17 protein-coding genes are annotated in these 18,328 nt (G+C 61.6%); 6 read left to right on the forward strand and 11 right to left on the reverse strand.

Features of this window, described 5'->3' with window-relative positions; genetic code table 11:
* Positions 1–13 precede the first annotated feature (13 nt).
* Positions 14–1,135 (forward strand): tetratricopeptide repeat protein, encoded by a 1,122-nt coding sequence (locus tag FYK55_RS19570; protein WP_150078130.1) that lies wholly within the window; start codon positions 14–16, stop codon positions 1,133–1,135.
* A gap of 157 nt (positions 1,136–1,292) precedes the next feature.
* Here FYK55_RS19570 and FYK55_RS19575 read toward each other — a convergent pair whose 3' ends face one another.
* Positions 1,293–1,805, reverse strand: coding sequence for an FxsA family protein (locus FYK55_RS19575; protein WP_150078131.1), 513 nt, complete (start codon positions 1,803–1,805; stop codon positions 1,293–1,295).
* A gap of 138 nt (positions 1,806–1,943) precedes the next feature.
* Here FYK55_RS19575 and FYK55_RS19580 point away from each other — a divergent pair, with 138 nt between their 5' ends.
* On the forward strand, positions 1,944–2,834 hold the full coding sequence (locus FYK55_RS19580; protein WP_150078132.1) for an alpha/beta fold hydrolase: 891 nt from the start codon (positions 1,944–1,946) through the stop codon (positions 2,832–2,834).
* 45 nt (positions 2,835–2,879) lie between these two features.
* Here the strand turns inward: FYK55_RS19580 and FYK55_RS19585 are convergent, their stop codons facing one another.
* Positions 2,880–4,409 (reverse strand): leucyl aminopeptidase, encoded by a 1,530-nt coding sequence (locus tag FYK55_RS19585; protein ID WP_150078133.1) that lies wholly within the window; start codon positions 4,407–4,409, stop codon positions 2,880–2,882.
* Positions 4,410–4,505: 96 nt separating this feature from the next.
* On the opposite strand from FYK55_RS19585, the gene FYK55_RS19590 reads away from it, so the two are divergent.
* Positions 4,506–6,338, forward strand: coding sequence for a UbiD family decarboxylase (locus FYK55_RS19590; protein ID WP_150078134.1), 1,833 nt, complete (start codon positions 4,506–4,508; stop codon positions 6,336–6,338).
* A 75-nt stretch (positions 6,339–6,413) separates the two neighbouring features.
* Positions 6,414–7,220, forward strand: coding sequence for an SDR family NAD(P)-dependent oxidoreductase (locus FYK55_RS19595; protein WP_150078135.1), 807 nt, complete (start codon positions 6,414–6,416; stop codon positions 7,218–7,220).
* A 148-nt stretch (positions 7,221–7,368) separates the two neighbouring features.
* Here FYK55_RS19595 and FYK55_RS19600 read toward each other — a convergent pair whose 3' ends face one another.
* Together FYK55_RS19600 and FYK55_RS19605 are read right to left on the reverse strand one after the other, a co-directional pair.
* Positions 7,369–7,770: a hypothetical protein gene (locus tag FYK55_RS19600; RefSeq protein WP_150078136.1), complete on the reverse strand. Its 402-nt coding sequence runs from the start codon at positions 7,768–7,770 to the stop codon at positions 7,369–7,371.
* A gap of 374 nt (positions 7,771–8,144) precedes the next feature.
* On the reverse strand, positions 8,145–8,597 hold the full coding sequence (locus FYK55_RS19605) for a YaiI/YqxD family protein (protein ID WP_150078137.1): 453 nt from the start codon (positions 8,595–8,597) through the stop codon (positions 8,145–8,147).
* Between the two features lie 58 nt (positions 8,598–8,655).
* Here FYK55_RS19605 and FYK55_RS19610 point away from each other — a divergent pair, with 58 nt between their 5' ends.
* Together FYK55_RS19610 and FYK55_RS19615 are read left to right on the forward strand one after the other, a co-directional pair.
* Positions 8,656–9,039, forward strand: a complete 384-nt coding sequence (locus FYK55_RS19610; protein ID WP_150078138.1) for a hypothetical protein — start codon at positions 8,656–8,658, stop codon at positions 9,037–9,039.
* A gap of 270 nt (positions 9,040–9,309) precedes the next feature.
* Positions 9,310–9,528 carry a hypothetical protein gene (locus FYK55_RS19615; RefSeq protein ID WP_235908827.1) on the forward strand — a complete coding sequence of 73 codons (219 nt, stop codon included), beginning with the start codon at positions 9,310–9,312 and terminating at the stop codon, positions 9,526–9,528.
* 26 nt (positions 9,529–9,554) lie between these two features.
* Here FYK55_RS19615 and ruvX read toward each other — a convergent pair whose 3' ends face one another.
* The 7 genes from ruvX to FYK55_RS19645 form a co-directional block, all read right to left on the reverse strand.
* Complete coding sequence (gene ruvX / locus FYK55_RS19620) at positions 9,555–10,085, reverse strand: Holliday junction resolvase RuvX (RefSeq protein WP_150078139.1); 531 nt, start codon at positions 10,083–10,085, stop codon at positions 9,555–9,557.
* Positions 10,086–10,198: 113 nt separating this feature from the next.
* A complete protein-coding gene (locus FYK55_RS19625; protein ID WP_150078140.1) occupies positions 10,199–10,723 on the reverse strand; it encodes a 3-hydroxyacyl-ACP dehydratase FabZ family protein in 525 nt (174 codons plus the stop codon).
* Between the two features lie 36 nt (positions 10,724–10,759).
* Entirely contained in the window at positions 10,760–10,858 is a 99-nt protein-coding gene (locus FYK55_RS30140) for a 50S ribosomal protein bL37 (protein WP_372894368.1), read from the reverse strand.
* A gap of 459 nt (positions 10,859–11,317) precedes the next feature.
* Complete coding sequence (locus tag FYK55_RS19630; protein ID WP_235908828.1) at positions 11,318–12,511, reverse strand: hypothetical protein; 1,194 nt, start codon at positions 12,509–12,511, stop codon at positions 11,318–11,320.
* A 545-nt stretch (positions 12,512–13,056) separates the two neighbouring features.
* Positions 13,057–13,836, reverse strand: a complete 780-nt coding sequence (locus FYK55_RS19635) for an NRDE family protein (RefSeq protein ID WP_150078141.1) — start codon at positions 13,834–13,836, stop codon at positions 13,057–13,059.
* Positions 13,837–14,812: 976 nt separating this feature from the next.
* Positions 14,813–16,681, reverse strand: a complete 1,869-nt coding sequence (locus tag FYK55_RS19640; protein WP_150078142.1) for a DEAD/DEAH box helicase — start codon at positions 16,679–16,681, stop codon at positions 14,813–14,815.
* Between the two features lie 174 nt (positions 16,682–16,855).
* On the reverse strand, positions 16,856–18,295 hold the full coding sequence (locus FYK55_RS19645) for a nicotinate phosphoribosyltransferase (RefSeq protein ID WP_150078143.1): 1,440 nt from the start codon (positions 18,293–18,295) through the stop codon (positions 16,856–16,858).
* Positions 18,296–18,328: the final 33 nt, after the last annotated feature.

Consider the following 18,328-nt stretch of genomic DNA (forward strand, 5'->3'; position numbering starts at 1 on the left):
AAACGGAGGGCGGATGTTTGATGAGCCGACGACGCTCGCCGCCGGCTGCCGCCGCGTCGTGCCGGATCGCTCTGGAAGCGGCAATCCCGTGAGCCAGCCGAGTCCGCAGGAATCGATCGGTCACGTCCGGGCGCTCGGTCACGTCCGGGCGGTCGGGCCGACCGGGCGGGTTGCCGCTGCGCCGCGCTCGGTCGTTCGCCGACGCCGCTTTCTTCGGGCCGGGATGTGCCTGGGACTTAGCCTGGGCGGACTGCTGGGCGGTTGTTCGCCGTTTCGCGGCAGCAACGAGTCGATCGTGCGCGTCAAGAGCAGCCAGAATCCGGCCCGTGCAGGAAAACTGACCACCGCCGGAATCCGCTCGCTGGGCCTGGGGCACATCGACCAAGCAGCCGAACAATTCCGCGAGGCGGTCGCGGAAGACTTCACCTATGGACCGGCCCACAACAATTTGGGGCTGATGCATTACGAACAAGGCAACCTGTATCAGGCCGTGCTGGCGTTTGAACAAGCGCGCGAATTCCTGCCGGGTGACCCCGCGGTCCTGTACAACTTGGCGTTGGCACTGGAAGCCACCGGACGGATCGACGAAGCGTTGACGCTGTATGGCACCGCGCATCGAATGGACCGCAGCAACCCGAATTACCTGGGCAATCTGGTGCGGTTGCGGGTGCGACGCGGTGATCGGGACGAGTTGCTGCGACAGCAATTGGAAGAACTGGTGTTGATCGAAACACGTCCTCCCTGGCGGCGTTGGGCCGATCGCCAACTGGCGTTGAACTTGAATGATGCATTGGACCGCGGTCCGGTGACACCCGAATTGGAGTCCGCAATGACCACCGAGCGCCGGGCAACGGATCTGCGCGAAAAGGTCATCGATCTGACGCCCGTCGCCACCGCTTCGTTGGAAGAAGACGGCCTGGATCGGCCGTTTGATCGGGAACCCGGACGGTCAAGTTTGGATCCCCAGATCGAACTGGATCGATTGCCGGATGGCCCGCCGGAAGAACTCCCGCCACCGGCCGAGGTGTTGGACCTGCAAGCCCCGACATCGTCGTCGCGGTCGGCGCTCCAAAAATCGGTGCTTCAGGAAACGGACGTGGAAGCGTTGTCGGTGGACGACTACTACCGCCAATAGGACCCCACGGGTCCATCCATCGGTGAATCGGCTATTCGGGGGAGGGCCGGCCGGCGTGTTTGTTACTGCTTCGCGGGTGGAGACAAGAAAGGTCGAGCAGCGCATCCGGGACCTTCGATCGATTTCGATCTGACCTCGGAAGAATCGGGTGACAGAGCTATCGGCGCGTCGCTTTGCCCTCAACGGTCATGCGATCGTTGAACCGCGGTTCGTCCAAGGGGAACTCAGGAAAATCGTCGAACTTCGACTCTTCGGACGCCCGTTCCGATGAATTGCTTTCAAATGTCGTGGATCGGATTTGCACGGCACCGAACCCGCGAAACCACCGCGAGAAAACGTACTTCCGCATCAGCTTGCGTCCCAGCGGGACCAGCAGCAGGAACCCCACCGCGTCGGTCAGCAGACCCGGTGTCAGCAGCAAAGCGGCGGCGAACACGATCATCAGACCGTCCTGAATCTCCGCCCCTGGGACCCGGCCGGCCCGCAGAGCCTCTTGAAATTTCTGCCAAGCCATCACGCCCTCACGTTTGGCGAGCGCGGAGCCGATAATGCCGGTAATGATGACCAGCAAGAACGTCGCCCCGGCCCCGGTGACGTCAGCCAACTGCAGCAGCAGATACAGCTCGACCAGGGGAACGGTGATGAACAGGATCAGCAGACGGAGAAACATCGATTTGCTGGCGGTTGGGAGATTTTGGGCCGGTTGTCAAGTTGGCAACCCGGGGGCAGCGGGGGGAATCAACGCGAATCCCGTGCCGAAGCGGGAAATTCGTGGACGGGACGTCCTGGAACCAGCGAGGTAGGTGCGGTGATCACCAGTTCGGTGCAATTGAAGGGGTCGCCCGGCGTCTATGCGCGGCTGTGGTCGGGCGACGATCGGGCCCCGGCCGGAATCGCCATCTTGATGCACGGGTTGGGCGATCACGGCGGTCGTCACCAGTCGTTCGCGCGACGGCTGGTCGCCCGACGTTGGGGCGTCCTGGCGATCGATCTTCCCGGGCACGGTCGTTCGACCGGACGACGCGGAACGGTGTCCAGCTACGACGCTCTGATGCGAATGATCGCCTCGGCACGCCGTGCGATGTCCCAACGATTCCCCGGCATCCATCAGGTGGTGATCGGTCACAGCATGGGCGGAAACCTGGCGATCAATTATGCCCTCCGCCGCAGCGAATTCGACTCTCACGCGGCGGAACCACTGAACGGGCTGGTGCTGGTCGCCCCGATGCTAATGCCGCCGGCGTTCCTGGACCGCCAACGTGTGTTTGCGGCCTGGGGCACCGGCCAGTTGCTGCGGTGGGTGCGGGTTTCCAAAGCACCGCCCATCGACCAACTGACACGTGACCAGGCGATGGCGCGCCGGATCGAAGCGGATCCGCTGCAACACCATCACATCTCGCTGTACCTCGCCACGCAGTTGTTGGCGCAAGGTCGATTCGCCCTGGACCACGCCGCGCAGATCGGGACCCGAACCCTGGTCCTGTACGGCGACGAAGATCAATTGATTGACCGCGCCGCCTGTCGCAACCTGGTGTTACGCATGCGGGGCCACGGCGAATTGATTTGCTGGCGAGGCGGGCGTCATGATTTGATCAACGACATCGACGCCGATCGCGTGGTGGGGCGTCTGGCGGACTGGATGGACCGGAAAAGATCGCGTGGCCAGCGACCCGTCACCGCCGTTCCCCTGGCTGCCTGAATCGCCCAGCGTCGGGCCGAAGCGCGGGCCGGCGCGCGGACCGGTTCACGCCTGGACTTCTGATTCCACCCAACGCACCAACGCCCGGACCATCACGCCGGTGGCGCCGGCGTCCCGGTGCGGTTTGGGAGCATCGGTGAATGCCGGTCCGGCGATGTCCAAATGCACCCAGGGCGTGTCGCCAACGAAGTTCTCCAAAAACTTCGCCGCGGTGATCGCACCGCCCCATCGTCCTTCACCGACGTTCTTGATCTCGGCGACCTTGCTTTGGACCTTCTCGTCGTAAAGTTGGTACATCGGCAACTGCCACACCGGTTCGCCCTCCTCCCGGGCCGCCAGCATCACTGCATCACAGACCGATTGGTCGTTGGTCATTGCGCCGGCCACCTCCTGGCCCAGCGCCACCATGCAGGCGCCGGTCAACGTTGCCAGGTCCACCATCGCCTTCGGCTTGAAACCGATCGCGACGTCCAACGTGTCGGACAGCACCACGCGGCCTTCGGCATCGGTGTTCAGGATCTCGATGGTTTTTCCGCTCCGGGTGCGGATCACGTCGCCCAGTTTGTAGCTGGAACCGCTGACCATGTTTTCGGCCAGCCCACACAAGCCGATCACGTTCTTCTTGACGCCCATCTTTGCCAACGCGTGCATCGTTCCGAGCACCGTCGCGGCGCCGCCCATGTCGCATTTCATGTCGACCATTCCGTCGCTGGGTTTGATCGACAGTCCGCCGCTGTCGAATGTCACGCCCTTGCCGACGATGGCCAACGGTGGATCGCCTTCGGCACCGCCACGATGCTGCAAGATCAGCAGCCGCGGGGGCCGCTCACTGCCCCCGCCGACCGCCAGGATGGCCCGACAGTTCTCTTCGACCAGACGGTGTTCGTCCCAAACCTCGCAACTGAGTCCGATCTGCTCGGCCAATGATTCTGCCGTCGCGGCAAAGGATTCCGGATACACCACCGAGGCCGGCTCGTTGACCAGACGGCGCGCCAGGTTGACCGAATCTCCCAGAATCTGGCCCCGGGTAATGTGGTCGGATTCGATCCCGGCCAACGCGATCGTGTCGGGGACTTCGATCGCCGGCTTGGTGCGATAAATCGCCTGGCATTCCAGGCCGAACAGCAAGCCGGCAACGATCGCGTCATGGCACGCCGCGGGAAATGCTTCGGCTAGCGCGACGACAACCTTGCGATGTGGTTTGCCGCCCAGGGCGCGGATCGCCGTGCTGGATAAGTTGAACGCCGATTCTCGCGCCAGCTTGGCCCGGTCGCCCAGCCCGATCAGCAACACCAGGGATGCGGCGGAATCCTGTCCGGCGGCGCCGGGACCGGCTATCAACAGGGTTTCGCCGGATTCGCCGGAAATCTTGTCGCGATCGATCAAGCGGGAGAGGGACCCGCCCAGCAGTTGGTCAACCTGTTTGGCCACCGCAGAAAGCTTTCGGTCTTCGCACAGGCCGATCACCAAAACGTCGCAATCTTCGCCGGACGGGTTATCGACGGAGACAAAATTCGGCTGGGGCAATTGTAGGGAAATGGGATTCGGTTGAGACTGGGTCAGACTTTCCGACATTGGATGATGCCACCGTTGATTGCTTTGAGTTGATTGCTTTGACAGGAGGTCGATTCGATCGAGCAAGGACTCTCGCTTCGTAGTCTACCGGCGACCATGAAACATCGCAGCACCCGAGACGTTATCGAGGACCTCCGCGCGGGTGGTTACCTGATCGAAGTCACTGAGCCGGTGGACCCGCATTTGGAAATGGCGGAAATCCAGCGCCGCGTGTACGCCAGCGGAGGACCGGCGGTCCTCTTCACGAACGTCAGCGGCTGTCGCTTCCCGATGGCATGCAACCTGTTCGGTTCGATCGAACAAGCGCGTTACCTGTTCCGCCACACGCTGGAATCGGTGCGACGACTGATCGAAGTCAAGCTGGATGCGGCGGCCGCGCCGAAACGACCACTGCGATACGCGGGGGTGCCGCTGACGGCCCTGCGCATGCTGCCTCGCTTCGTTTCCCGCGGCGCGGTGGCCCGCCATCGCTGCGGCGTGGCGGATCTGCCGCAGCTGAAATGTTGGCCGGATGACGGAGGCGCCTTCGTGACGCTGCCCCAGGTGCTCAGCGAAGATCCCAACGACCGAACCAACTTGATGAAAGCCAACCTGGGCATGTACCGGGTCCAAATCTCCGGCAACGAATACACCGCCGACGAGGTCGGGCTGCACTACCAGATCCATCGCGGCATCGGCGTTCATCACCGTGCGGCCCTCTCGGCGGGTCGGCCGTTGCGAGTCGCGGTCACGGTGGGAGGCTCACCCGCGATGACGCTGGCGGCGGTGATGCCATTGCCGGAAGGACTCTCCGAACTGACCTTCGCCGGTGCTCTGGGAGGACGCCGCGTCGGTTTGATTCGCGGCGATCACGCACCGGTGTACCGCGATGCGGACTTTGCCATCGTCGGCACCATCGATCCCGATCGCGTCAAACCCGAAGGCCCCTTCGGTGACCATCTGGGCTACTACAGTCTGCAGCACCCCTTTCCGGTGATGAACGTGCAACACGTCTGGCACCGCGAGGGCGCGATCTGGCCGTTCACCGTCGTCGGCCGACCGCCGCAAGAGGACACGACGTTTGGCCAGCTGATCCACGAATTGACCGACCCGATCATCCCCTCGGTGATCCCCGGAGTGAAGGCGGTCCACGCGGTCGACGCCGCCGGCGTGCATCCGTTGTTGCTGGCCATCGGCAGTGAACGCTACATGCCGTACCTGAAGGAAACGGCGCCCCAGGAATTGTTGACGCAGGCCAACGCGATCCTCGGCAACGGACAACTGTCGCTGGCTAAGTACCTGGTCATCGCTGATGACCCCACCGATCAACTGGACCTTCATGACATCGAAGAGTTTCTCAGGCATGTCCTCCAACGGATCGATTGGAAACGGGACCTTCACTTTCAAACGCAAACGACGATTGACACCCTGGACTACAGCGGCAGCGGATTCAACAAAGGATCCAAAGTGGTGTGGGCGGCTGCCGGGCCGCCGCGACGCGAACTGCCGACCGAGCTGCCGACGGGCTTGCGACTCCCCGACGGATTCGACCGGCCCCGGATCGTTTTCCCCGGGGTGCTGGCCATCCAGACGCGTGGCTTTGATCCGACCGACGGACGGAACGACTGCGAACGATTCTGTGCCAGCTTTTCGGCGGACGATCCGATCAATGCCTTCCCGCTGGTCACGATTGTCGATGACAGCGATTTCAGCAGCCGTCAGTTGAATAACTGGCTGTGGACAACGTTCACCCGCAGCAATCCCGCGACGGACATCGCCGGGATCGAGGCTGAAACGGTGGCCAAACACTGGGGCTGTCACGGAAGTCTGGTCATCGATGCCCGCTTGAAGCCCTGGCAGGCACCGCCGCTGGTCGAAGACGCGGAGGTCGCCAAACGGGTCGACGCGCGAGCGGCGCGGCGGCAGGGGCCGCTGTCCCGATACCTGTGATGCAGCCTTCGCGTCGAATCCAACACCCTTCTGAATGCAACGACGCTTTCTCCTTCCGATGGATCCGTTGCCGCTATGAATGAATTGCAAACCGCTTTTGATTGCGATGCCCCCGTGGCCCTGGTGACCGGAAGCGGCGCACCACGCGTCGGTCGTGCGATTGCTCTGGAACTTGCTCGACACGGCTGCCGAATCGCCCTGCATGCCCACACCAGCGTCGATGAAGCGAACGCCGTGGCCACCAGCATGACCGATCGGTATGGCACCGAATCGATCGTCACGCAGGGAGCGTTGGACTGTGACCAGACGCCGGAACGCTTGGTGGCCGAGACGCGTGACGCCTTCGGACGACTGGACATCCTGGTCAACAGTGCGGCCATCTGGACTCCAACCCCGATCCAGCGAGTCACGCCGGACGAGCTCCGCGACTATTTTCAAATCAACACCATCGCGACGTTCCTGTGCGCTCGCGCCGCGGCCAACGTCATGGCGGATCAGAAGCGCGGCGGGTCGATTGTGAATCTGGGTGACTGGGCGACCGTGCGACCCTACCTGGATCATGCGGCCTACTTCCCCAGCAAAGGAGCTGTCGATGTGTTGACGCGTTCGCTGGCGGTGGAATTCGCGCAACGGAATCCCACGATCCGCGTCAATTGCATCAAGCCGGGTCCGGTCTTATTGGATGGAGAAGCCTCGGACGAACGACGTCGCAAATTGTGCGCGAGCACGTTGAGCGGACAAATCGGGACCGCCGAGCACATCGCCCATGCGGTGCGGCTGTTGTGCGAAAACTCGTTTATCAACGGCGTCTGCCTGCCGGTCGACGGCGGGCGGTCCATCTTCGCACCCGACGGGCTGCAGGTGGGTGAGAACACCGGTTAAAAAAAACACCCGCCCGGAGAGTGTCCGGGCGGGCGAGTCGCTGGCAAGACTGTCTTGTCAGGCCGTCGCGGCGGAGACGTTCACCTCCGCCGGCAGTCGAAGAGAAACCGCATGGAGAGAAGGGCGACGGCAGGTACGTTTCAGTGGATCACATTCCCAGGAAGGTTCGCTTTAGCCAAGCATTCTTCTTGCGTTCCATATCCATCAACTTGTCGAAGAACGACTGTTTCTGTGGGGCACGATAGTATCGGACCGGTTGACGATGCACGTGCTGATGAACGTGCTGTTCCGCTTGGCCGTCGGCATGAACCACCGTGGAATCGGTGATCGGAGCTTCAATGACCGGCTGCGGTTGACCTGGGTTGATCGCCGGTGCGGAGACGGTCGTTTGCGGGACCGGACCCGGCGGAAGTGGAGCAACGTCCGATGTCTGAGCGGCATCCGCTGGCGGGCTCAGAATCGATTCGCCAGCGTCGAACGGGCTCGCGACCGCCCACTGTCCCAATCCAGACATCACCACAGCCACGACAGCAAAAACAATATTTCTCATGGAGATCCAACTCCTGTGTAAGAGGTTTCGAAGACATCGAAACATTCCCGGCAGTTAAGCCGACGCAATCGCAAATCGCAGGATTGGAATTGCTATGTTGCAAAACGCTCGGGCCAGATTCGGGCTGTGGCGAATCAGGCATCACGACCACTTGTGTCGGCAATACCGCCTCGGGTCCACTTTGACGAATCGGAAAAGGATCCGGGCTCAAGAGTGTCTCGGCCCGCTGCCGAGAGCAGGCTCCGTCCCGGCGAGGATTCAACAGGCCGCGTCGCTACCGTCGCCAGACGATGGCAGGCTGCAGACTCGGTGTCGCTACCGTCGCCAGACGGTGGCAGGCAGCCAAATTCACGCGCTGCCGAGCGTGATGGCGCCTAACGCGTCAAACGACTCAGCAACCGGTCGAACGTTGCCGCGAACAGTTTCTTGTCCTTCGGTCCGTAGGGCGCCGCTCCCCCCGTCGGTGTTCCAGTTCCCCGCAGTTCGTCCAAGAAGTTGCGCATCGACAGACGCGAGGCGATGTTGCCTTGGTGATATTCCTCACCGCGGGGATCCACCACCGACACGCCCTTCTCCACCAACAACGAAGCCAACGGAATATCGGCGGTGATGACCAAGTCCCCCGGCTGGCTCTGCGCCACGATGTACCGGTCGGCCTGGTCGGCCCCCGATCGAACCGTCACCGCTCGCACAGTCGTTGCCGCTGCCGGCTTGGATTGCGGCGTGTTCGCCACCAGAATGGTTTCCAAGCTCAACCGCGCCGCGGCTCGGAACACCACCTCCTTGACGGGAGTCGGGGCCGCATCGGCGTCGATCCAAATCTTCATTGCGGTCCCTGCAGGAGTGTTGGCGCCGGGCACTTCAAGTTTCGCACCCGATCGGAAGATGACCGAGTTTCCCATCCGCGAGTTTCACATCCATCTGTACGGCCCCGCCACATCGGACCGCCGTGACAGACGCACCCCTCCGATCCCCACCTCCTTCGAATCGGCGATGGAACGTTTGCAGACCGACCTGTCGCGGGTCCTGCTGGAACCGGACGGATCGCTGGCCTGGGCCGGCCAGGACTTTCGGCTGGTGGGCATGCTGTACGACGCGGCGTCGCAAATCCAATATGTCGAATTGCGAGGCACCTGTCGCCGGCACCAGCTGAGGCGCCTGGTGGAAACGGTCGCAGGCTTCCGGGAAATCGATGATTTTGCGGTGATGGAACTGCCACAGCGGCAGTGGAAAGATTTTCAATCCTTTGCAAATCAGCTCCCCGAATGATCAAAAAACAGTCACCGGCGTCCGGACGTCCGCTGGCCCCTACGATCAAATTGCTCGGAAAAAGCCGAATCCTGGCCGATTTTCGCGAACTCCGGCAAAAATCCGACGCTCCTAAATGGCAATTGGCACAGCGGGTGCTCTAACGGCATCTCGTCAGGTCGTCACGGTCTGACGACCTGGGAAGCCGAGGCGGATTGAAACAATTTTGCCGGCTCCACGCTTCTCTCACTACCTGTTGACCATTGGATCGTTTTTCGCGAGGGATTGAACATGACTACCGCATGCTGCAACGCTGAAGCTTCGAATTTGAACTTTGTCGCTCAAGATGAAAAACTGGTCGAAGCCGTCCAGCTGACCGATGCGGAAATCATGCGTCGGGTGCGAGACATCAAGTCGACCTGGAGCGTCGCTGAGCGGGCAGCCCGTCGTCGTGAAGCCGACCGTCGGTTCGAGAACCTGATGGAAACGCTTTTCGCCGAAGCAGCGTAAACGGACGGTACCCCAATCACGGGCCTTCACTCCAGCGATTCTCCGCCGTGAGGCTCGTGATCGATCGACTGCCCGGCGATATCGTCCCGATATCGACAGGCTTCCAGGAACGACTCCAGCAGCACCAGTGCCGCGACCGCATCAAACTGTTTGCGTCGTTTGCCACGTCCGCCGCTGCCAGCCATTCGCTGCTTCGCCGCGGACGTGCTGAACCGTTCGTCGAATAGCCGAACCGGCAACTCCGTTTGATCGGCCAGCCAGCGGGCAAACTCGCGGCACTCCTTGCTCTTCTGGCTCTCTCCACCGTCACAGTGGATCGGCAACCCGACCACGAAGCCGGCAATTCGCTCTTGGGTGGCCAGAGTGCGAAAGTAGGCCGCATCACGCTGATCATCCACGACTCGATAGACGTCGACCGGACTGGCCAGGATGCGATCCGGATCGCAGACGGCAATCCCAATCCGCACCGTCCCGTAATCCACCGCCGCCAGTCGTCCGCTGCGTGGGAACGGGATGCCGGAAGAATCGTGGGAAGAAGACGCAGAGTCGCTGCTCATCAAACTCGCTCAACTGGCTCGAGAAACAGGCAGCCTGATGCGGTGGCTGCCTTGAGCCGGCGACTGTCAATGGCTGCCTTGCCCGCCTGGACGACGGAGTTCCGTCGTGCCAACTACGACTGCCGGCTGGCCAAATAATCTTTGACGGCGTCAATCGGCAGCGGGATTCCCCGAATCGTTCCATCGACGACCAATTTCTGGCCCACGACCCCTTGGAAATCGGCCACGATCATCCGGCCACGTCGCGCCTTGCTCAAGCGAATCATCAGAATCAATCGGTCCCCGGGGAGAACGACGTCGCGGAAGCGAGCCGCGTCGACTCCGCCGAACCCCACCATTTCGGCACCCAGCAAGTCGTGCCGCTGAGCGAAAAAGCTTGACAGCTGCGCAACCGCCTCCAGTTGGATGACGCCGGGCATGACGGGCATCCCTGGCATGTGGCCCCGGCACCAGAACTCTTCGTGCGAGACATCCTTGTAGCCGGCGCAGGTCAGCGACTCCGTGTCCTCGTACAGGACGCCGGTCAACTGTTCCATTTCGAACCGCTGCGGATTGAGCGCCCGAATCTCCTCCAGATCGGCGATCGGTTCGTCGACGTTCAGCAAGGACAGATCGACGATGAAGTCAGTTTTTGGCACGGCGCACGTCCCGGAATAATCGCGTTGGCGTCGGAATCAGGTTTTGATCTTCTTTCGTTTCGCCTTGCGTGCTTTCGCGCTCGCCGGACGGCGACCGTGGTTGGCCTTTTTCAATTTGTGATGTGGCTTTGCCATCAATAAGTTCCTTGAATGACGTCATGCGTCCGCCGGTCGACGAGCCAGGCTCGGACCTGACGGCAGCTTAAGTGGTGTAGAGAAGCCCAGAAAAATAGCAGAAACCGACCCGCCGCGGTAGGCTCAACGGCCGCCAACACGGTTTTCGGGCCCTTGGGAGCGGATTCCCAGCACCGGGTCTTTCGAAACACCCCCTGGCTGGACAGCGCGACTCTGGGTGAGCCGCGTGGCGCTTGCCGCGGGTCTTCTCGCCTCGACCGGCGGCTCGTGCCTCGCCCGTCATTGCACTGCAAATCACGGTGTTTTTGGATCGAAAGTGGCGCTGTCCAGCCAGGCAGTTGCCGGTTCAAACCGGCGTCTTCGTCTCGCCCACGAACGACGGCAGGGAGCCAGGCCGACGGTCCGTCAGCCTGGCTCGGAACCCGGTCGGGCTGGAGGCTTACCGATATCGGGGACGGCTTAGCGATAGGTGGGAACGGTGCCCGACGCGGAAGCCATTCCCAGCCCGCCCTGGCCAAGTGGCTGTTCGGCGGGCGGCTGGGCGGCCGAATACGGGCCACTTTCCAGCACCGATGGCGGAGCGAACGGACGACGGGCGGGCGCCGATGTGGCGGCGGTCGCGTCATCGGTCGCACCCGACGAAGGCGATCGGGGTCCCGGCGCGTTGGAATGTTCGGGACCCATCGCGGCGAGTTGCCCCTTGGCGGTTTGTTCTCGTCGCCGTTGGTACCAGCTGCCCGCGGAGGCCAAATCGTTGGGCGAAGGACTGCCGGCTGAGCGGGTGGATGGCTCCGGCGCTGCTAGCGACTTCGTGCCCGCCGGTTGAGGTGACGATGCCGATGAGCGGTTGGAGGCCAACGACAGGTTGGCCTTGGACCGTGCCGAGACAAATGTTTCCACCGGGCCACTGCCCGCGGAGACCCACGCCAGCCAGCGCTCCTGCAGCTTGGCCAGCGATTCGTAGCCGTAATGCTTGCGCACGTTGTCCGTCCACGAGGGGTGCTGCATGTAGTCGGTCAAAAAGTTGATGAACTGACGCGGCCCCGACTGTTCGATCAAGAATCGGCACACGGAGTAGCCTTGGGCGTACATCGGCAGCATGTCACTGGGATACTCCGTCAGCAGGAACAATTGATTCATCGCGATGCCGCGACGGGTGCGAAGAAACTCTCGCAATTTGGCTTCATGCTTTTGCTTCTCGGCGTCATGCTCGACCGTGGTGCAAATACCCTCATCGGCCCAACGGGGCAAGGGACGACCAAAATGCGTTGCCAGCACGGTGTGAGTCACCTCATGCGGCAACACGCTATCGAGGATCCGTTCGGGAGTGCCGATCACTTCCATTTGAAAGTTGCTGACCGGCGAGCGGTTGTAAGTCGTGACACCCTGGGCAGCCAAATGGGGCCCGGCTTTGACTTCGATCGGGCAGGGAGTTCCCCACGGTGGCAGACGTTTGCCCAGCCAATAGAGCGCCAATTCGTCGCGAAACTTTTCGGCCTCGCGGGCAACCGATTGAGCAAGCTCTGGCGTGGCGGCATGAACCAGAAAGTTCTGCGACCTGGCGTTGGCCGCGTGCGTCCGCGAATGGGCGACCGACCAGGTGATCGCCAGAAAGACCAGCGACAACAGAAAACGACGGCGAGCGGCTTCCATGCCTCGACACTCCCTTTTCGAATCGACTCGCGTCAGACGCGAAGGACCACATCCGCTGCGGCCTGTCCTCTGACAAGAATCCGGAGTTTAGGAATCCTTGCCAAATCTTGATAGAGAAGTTTTAGGCGCTGTCTTGCCGCTCTCATCACCCCGTGGCGGCTTCACCAGCCGGTGAAAATTCACGCTCTGGCGAGCGTGGCGACGAATCAAGACAAGATCCTGGCGATTCAACTGCCCTGCATTGGTGGGTCGATTCCGCAGAGTTCCATCGAGCGATCAATGTCAGGCGTTCTCTGGTTCCGCAAGGAGGTCGTGCAGCTTTCCGAGTGCGGAAAAACGTGCTTTTCTGAGCTTCACCCTCCCTCCGGGAGGGTCAAAGGCGAGGCACGAGCCTTTGGGGAGGGTGCGTTGAAGAGACAGCTTAAATCAATGGCGCCGGACGGCCCCTCCCCGCGTCGTCGCAAGCTCCTCCGCGACCCTCCCGGAGGGAGGGTGAAGTGGCCAAAGACGTCGTCGATGGTCACAAATCCAGAATGGAAGAACCACTAAGCGCTGACCTTCGCCTTGGTGCGTGCCTCACGCAGACCGCGACTGAGAATATCACGGAGCATCGGCGAGCAGTCTTCGTACTTCGTCTGATCGGGAGCACCGTTGCTGAACTGATAGATCGCGTCGCGAGGCTTGACGCCCAATGCAATCAATGAGCTGCTGACGGTCCCATAGTCCTTGTTGCGGATCACCATGCTGGGGCGTCCGGGACCAACCGGGGCGCGGGCGAAAACGCGGCTGGCGACCGCCAGGAACTTGACCGGCGAATCCAGCGTTTGCAGGGTCAACAGACGGCGAGCCATCCGGACCCGTTCATCGTCGGGATCGTTCAAGTCGTGAGCGCCGATGATGTTCAACCCCGGCTTCAAGTCAACAACCTGCTGCTGCTGGTCGGAATGAACCGCGTAGCCGGCTTTGGCATCGGCGATGATCAGATTGCAACCTTCGTATTGCGTTTCCGACAGCTCAGCCAACGCCTTGTCCAACGCCTTGTTGGCGGTCGTGCATCGAAGCAGGTCCATCACCAGGGAACCGCGTGAACGTTGTCCGAATAGTGGCATCGTTGTCGCACGATTGCAGATGCCGACGAACAAACCGTTCTGATTGACGCCCAACCAGGTCCCGCCGGCTTTCTGATCAACGCCGCACAGAACGCGGGGCTTGCCGGACTGAATGGAGGGAGGCTGACTCGGCCGATCAAAATACTCTTCGCGATTCGCTGCAACCAGGATGGGGCTTTCCGGGACCAGTTGGTACTGAACGGCCAATAAGCACATCTCGAAGCTTTCTTTTTCAAAGATCAGTTCGGGTCATCTCACGGGTCGAAATCCGAACGGGATGGCGAGCAGCCGGTCGTTTTCGACGCACGACAATCTATCCACGACGCGAGCCGATCTGCACCCCCTAGTGGGGGAGAATCGAGGAAAAACCGCCGCAAATCCGCGGCGCCCGGCCGGAAGACTCCACGCTAGGCAATCTTTTCCGGCGCATCCGGGAAGAAAACAATTGCAATCATTCCCGACGGCTGTTAGCGAGCCCTGCCAAGACTCTCGAAACGGGTGTCGTCGCCCAGCTCCGCCCGGACGCCGTACGTGGGAGCCGGAGATGCAGTGGGTCCACGGCCGTAGTCTTGGAACCAGAAGAGCGTTGGTCAAGAAAGCGCGACTCACTCGTTCCCGGGCTCCCGCCCGGGAATGTCATGCACGCTGGCTCCGCCAGCCCACGGCTCACCAAGCAACAGCCGGCAGAGCCGGAAGCACAGTGGGTTCCAAGGCGGGAGCCTTGGAACCAGATGAGCGTTGGCCAAGAAAGCGCGGCTCACTCGTTCCCGGGCTCCCGCCCGGGAATGTCATGCACGCTGGCTCCGCCAGCCACCGGTTCACTCAGCAACAGCCGGCAGAGCCGAAAACGCAGTGGGTTCCAAGGCGGGAGCCTTGGAACCAGATGAGCGTTCGTCAAGAAAGCGCGACTCACTCGTTCCCGGGCTCCCGCCCGGGGACGTCATGCACGCTGGCTCCGCCAGCCACGGTTCACTCAGCAACAGCCGGCAGAGCCGGTGACACATTGGGTTCCAAGGCGGGAGCCTTGGAACCAAGAGAGCGTTGGCCAAGAAAGCGCGGCTCACTCGTTCCCGGGCTCCCGCCCGGGGACGTCATGCACGCTGGCTCCGCCAGCCCACGGCTCACCAAGCAACAGCCGGCAGAGCCGGAAGCACAGTGGGTTCCAAGGCGGGAGCCTTGGAACCAGAAGAGATCAGCGTTTCTTCTTTTTCTTCTTTCGCACCGCGGTACCGCCCGCGGGCTTTCCGCCGCGACGAAAATCGTCCCGCCGCTTGGCCCCTCCCGGACCGGGACCACGATCCGGCCGGATCCGCAATTGTTTGCCGGCGACCCACGTGCGTTGCAACGTCCGATAGATGTCTTTGGGCATCCCCTCGGGCAGGTCGACGGTGCTGAAGTGCGGGTAGATCTTGATCGGACCAATGAATTCGCTTTCGATTCCAGCTTCATTGGCAACGGCGCCGACGATGTTGCGGGGGGCGACGCCATCGTTGCGACCAACTTCGATGCGGTAGCGGACCATGCCGGCTTCGGGCGGTCCCAGCCGGCGTGGGCCCTTGGGAGCCTCGCGACGATTCGGCGATCCGGCATCGAACTTTGATTCGGCATCGTCGCGGAACGACTTCTTGGGGCGGTCGGTCAACAGGAATGGCTGACCCCGCTGTCCGATCTCGGCCACGGCCGCGGCCACCAGTTCGATCGGCTGGTCACTCTGCTCGGCGTACTCTGCGATCAGCCCTTTGAAGAACGTCAAATCCTTCTGTGCGATGACTTCGGTGATGCGTTGCTTGAAACGTTCGGTGCGCAAAGCATTGACTTGTTCGGCCGTTGGCGGCTGGACCACTTCGATCGGCTTCTTGGTCGCCCGTTCGATCAGCTTCAACTTGCGACGCTGGGCGGGCGTCAAGAAGATCACGGCTTCTCCGCTGCGACCGGCCCGACCGGTGCGGCCGATGCGGTGGATGTACGATTCGCTGTCGTGGGGCAGGTCAAAATTGAAGACGTGACTGATCCGGCTGACGTCCAGGCCCCGCGCGGCAACGTCGGTCGCCACCAGGACGTCCAATTGCCCACTCTTCAATTGGTCGATCGTGCGTTCACGGAGATGCTGCGGCATGTCGCCGTTGAGCGCAATCGCAGCAAAACCTCGTTTCACCAGGTGCTCGGCCAATCGCACGGTCGCATCTTTGGTCTTGGTAAAGACGATGACTCCGTCGGTCGGCTCGGCTTCCAGAAACCGCGTCAATGCCGACGGCTTCTCTTTGGGAGGAACGATCACCGCCCGTTGCCGAATGGATTCCGCGGTGACCTCTCGCTTCTTGATCGTCACGGTCGCCGGATCGATCAGGTAGCGATCCGCGATCGAACGGATGGGTGCCGGCAGCGTCGCCGAAAACAGGGTGACCTGTCGGTTTTCCGGCGATTGCTGAAGGATGAATTCGACATCCTCCAGGAAACCCATGTTCAACATCTCGTCGGCTTCGTCCAATACCAAACAACGCAGTTCACTCAGATCCAGCGTCCCGCGTTTGATGTGATCGATGACGCGGCCCGGGGTGCCCACCACGACCTGCACGCCGCGACGGAGGGCGCGGAACTGGATCTCGTAGTCCTGGCCGCCATAGATGGCGATCGAATGAAAAGATTTCAGGTCGGCGGCATACTTGTCGAACGCTTCGGCCACCTGAATCGCCAACTCACGCGTGGGCGCCAACACCAGCGTTTGTACGGACTTTTGTTTGGGATCGATGGTCGACAGAATCGGCAGCGCAAACGCCGCGGTCTTGCCGGATCCGGTCTGAGATTGCGCCAGGACATCCCGACCGGCCAACATCTCCGGGATCACCTGCGCCTGGACCTGCGTCGGTTCGTCATAGCCCGAGCGGTGCACCGCTGCGAGCACCCGCTCGGCGAGCTGCAGGGCATCAAAACCGGATCCTTTCTGATGCGAATCTTCTTCGACCGATGCCGTCTCCGGCAGGGAAGAACCCGTTTCCGACATTGAATCCGTCTCACCGGACGATTCACCGGACAATGGATTCACTTCGTTATTAGATGCCATGATCACCGTACGCTTCACCTTTTTCTGTTTTGATAAGCTCGTGAGCGTATCCGACACGGCGACAATCCGGCAGTGCGCAAATCTTTAAAAGGGTCCAAAGGATCTTCGACCGACAATTAAGTGATTCAGCGCCCCGCTACCGAAGGCTGATGCGCCGGGATACCCCCCGCCCGATCACCGTTCGACAGGACCCAATCCGTCAGGCGCGTCGGCTGAGCGGTCATCGGCATGATCGATCAACGCCTGCTTTTGCTCGGACAGCCGACCTTCCAAGCGGACCGGATAGGCCGCCGGCTGATCAAACCGTTGGTGTGGCTCGGGCAATCGAGAAAGCGAATCTTGGACTCGCTGGCGAATCGTCTGCAACGACTCGGGATCGCCCAGTCGCCGGCCGTGGCGGACGATCGGACGCAACAGATCTTGCGAACTCGATCCGCCCTCGGGTTGATCGACCGCATCGGGCGGGCCGAGCAGCTCGCTGAAAATCACGTCGCCGACATATTTGCCGCCTCCCTCGAAACGACGAACTTGCTGGATCCCCGGGTTGCTGCATTTGACGGACTGCTCGGACAATTTGACCTTGGCCTGCCATTGGCCGTGTTCGTCCTGGATGGCGGCCAACTTGTAGACGCCACCCAATGCGGGATCGTCTTTGGCGGTGACCAGGCTGGTGCCCACACCCCACACATCGATCTTTGCGCCCGCCCGCTGCATCTGGTTGATCTTCCGTTCATCCAGATCATTGCTGGCGACGATGGACGCATCGGGAAACCCGGCTTGATCCAACAGCTTCCTGGCGGCTTGGCTCAGGGAGGTCATGTCGCCGGAATCCAGCCGGATGCCGACCATCTCGTGTCCGACGGCCCGCAGTCGCTGGCCAACGGCGATCGCGTGTTGCACCCCCGCCAGCGTGTCGTAGGTGTCGACCAAAAAGATACAGTTGTTGGGCATGGCATCCGCGTAGGCGTTGAACGCCGTCGGTTCGTCCTCGAATGCCATCACCCAACTGTGCGCGTGGGTTCCTTTGACCGGGACTCCAAAACGCATCCCGGCCTGGACGTTGCTGGTGGCGGCACAGCCGCCGATGTAGGCGGCGCGTGAGGCCGAAAGGCCGCCGTCGACGCCCTGGGCACGCCGCAAGCCGAACTCCAACACCGGTTGGTCACCGGCGGCGCGGCACACCCGCGTGGCCTGGCTGGCGATCAACGTCTGGAAATTGATCATGTTCAACAACGCCGTCTCGACCCACTGGCATTGCCAAAGCGGTCCCACGACCCGTACCAATGGTTCGTTGGAAAACGCCAAGGTCCCTTCCGGCATCGCGTCGATGTCCAACGTGAATCGGGTGTCGGCAACGAGCTGCAAGAAAGCGTCCGAGAAGAGGCGGCGATCGTCATTGCCGGTCAAACCGGAAAGGTATTCGATTTCCGCGCGATCAATCCGCAGCGAGGTCAACCATTCGATCGCCGTGTCCAGACCCGCGGCCACCGCGTAGCCGCCTCCAAAAGGTTCACGTCGGAAGAACAAATGAAACGCGGCTAACCGCTCATGGATACCGGCTCGGAAGTATCCCTGGCTCATCGTGATTTGATAAAGATCCGTCAGCAGCGACATCACGAACCTTCACGGTGAAATTGAAAGTTTGAG

Source organism: Roseiconus nitratireducens (assembly GCF_008629675.1).
Taxonomy (GTDB): domain Bacteria; phylum Planctomycetota; class Planctomycetia; order Pirellulales; family Pirellulaceae; genus Stieleria; species Stieleria nitratireducens.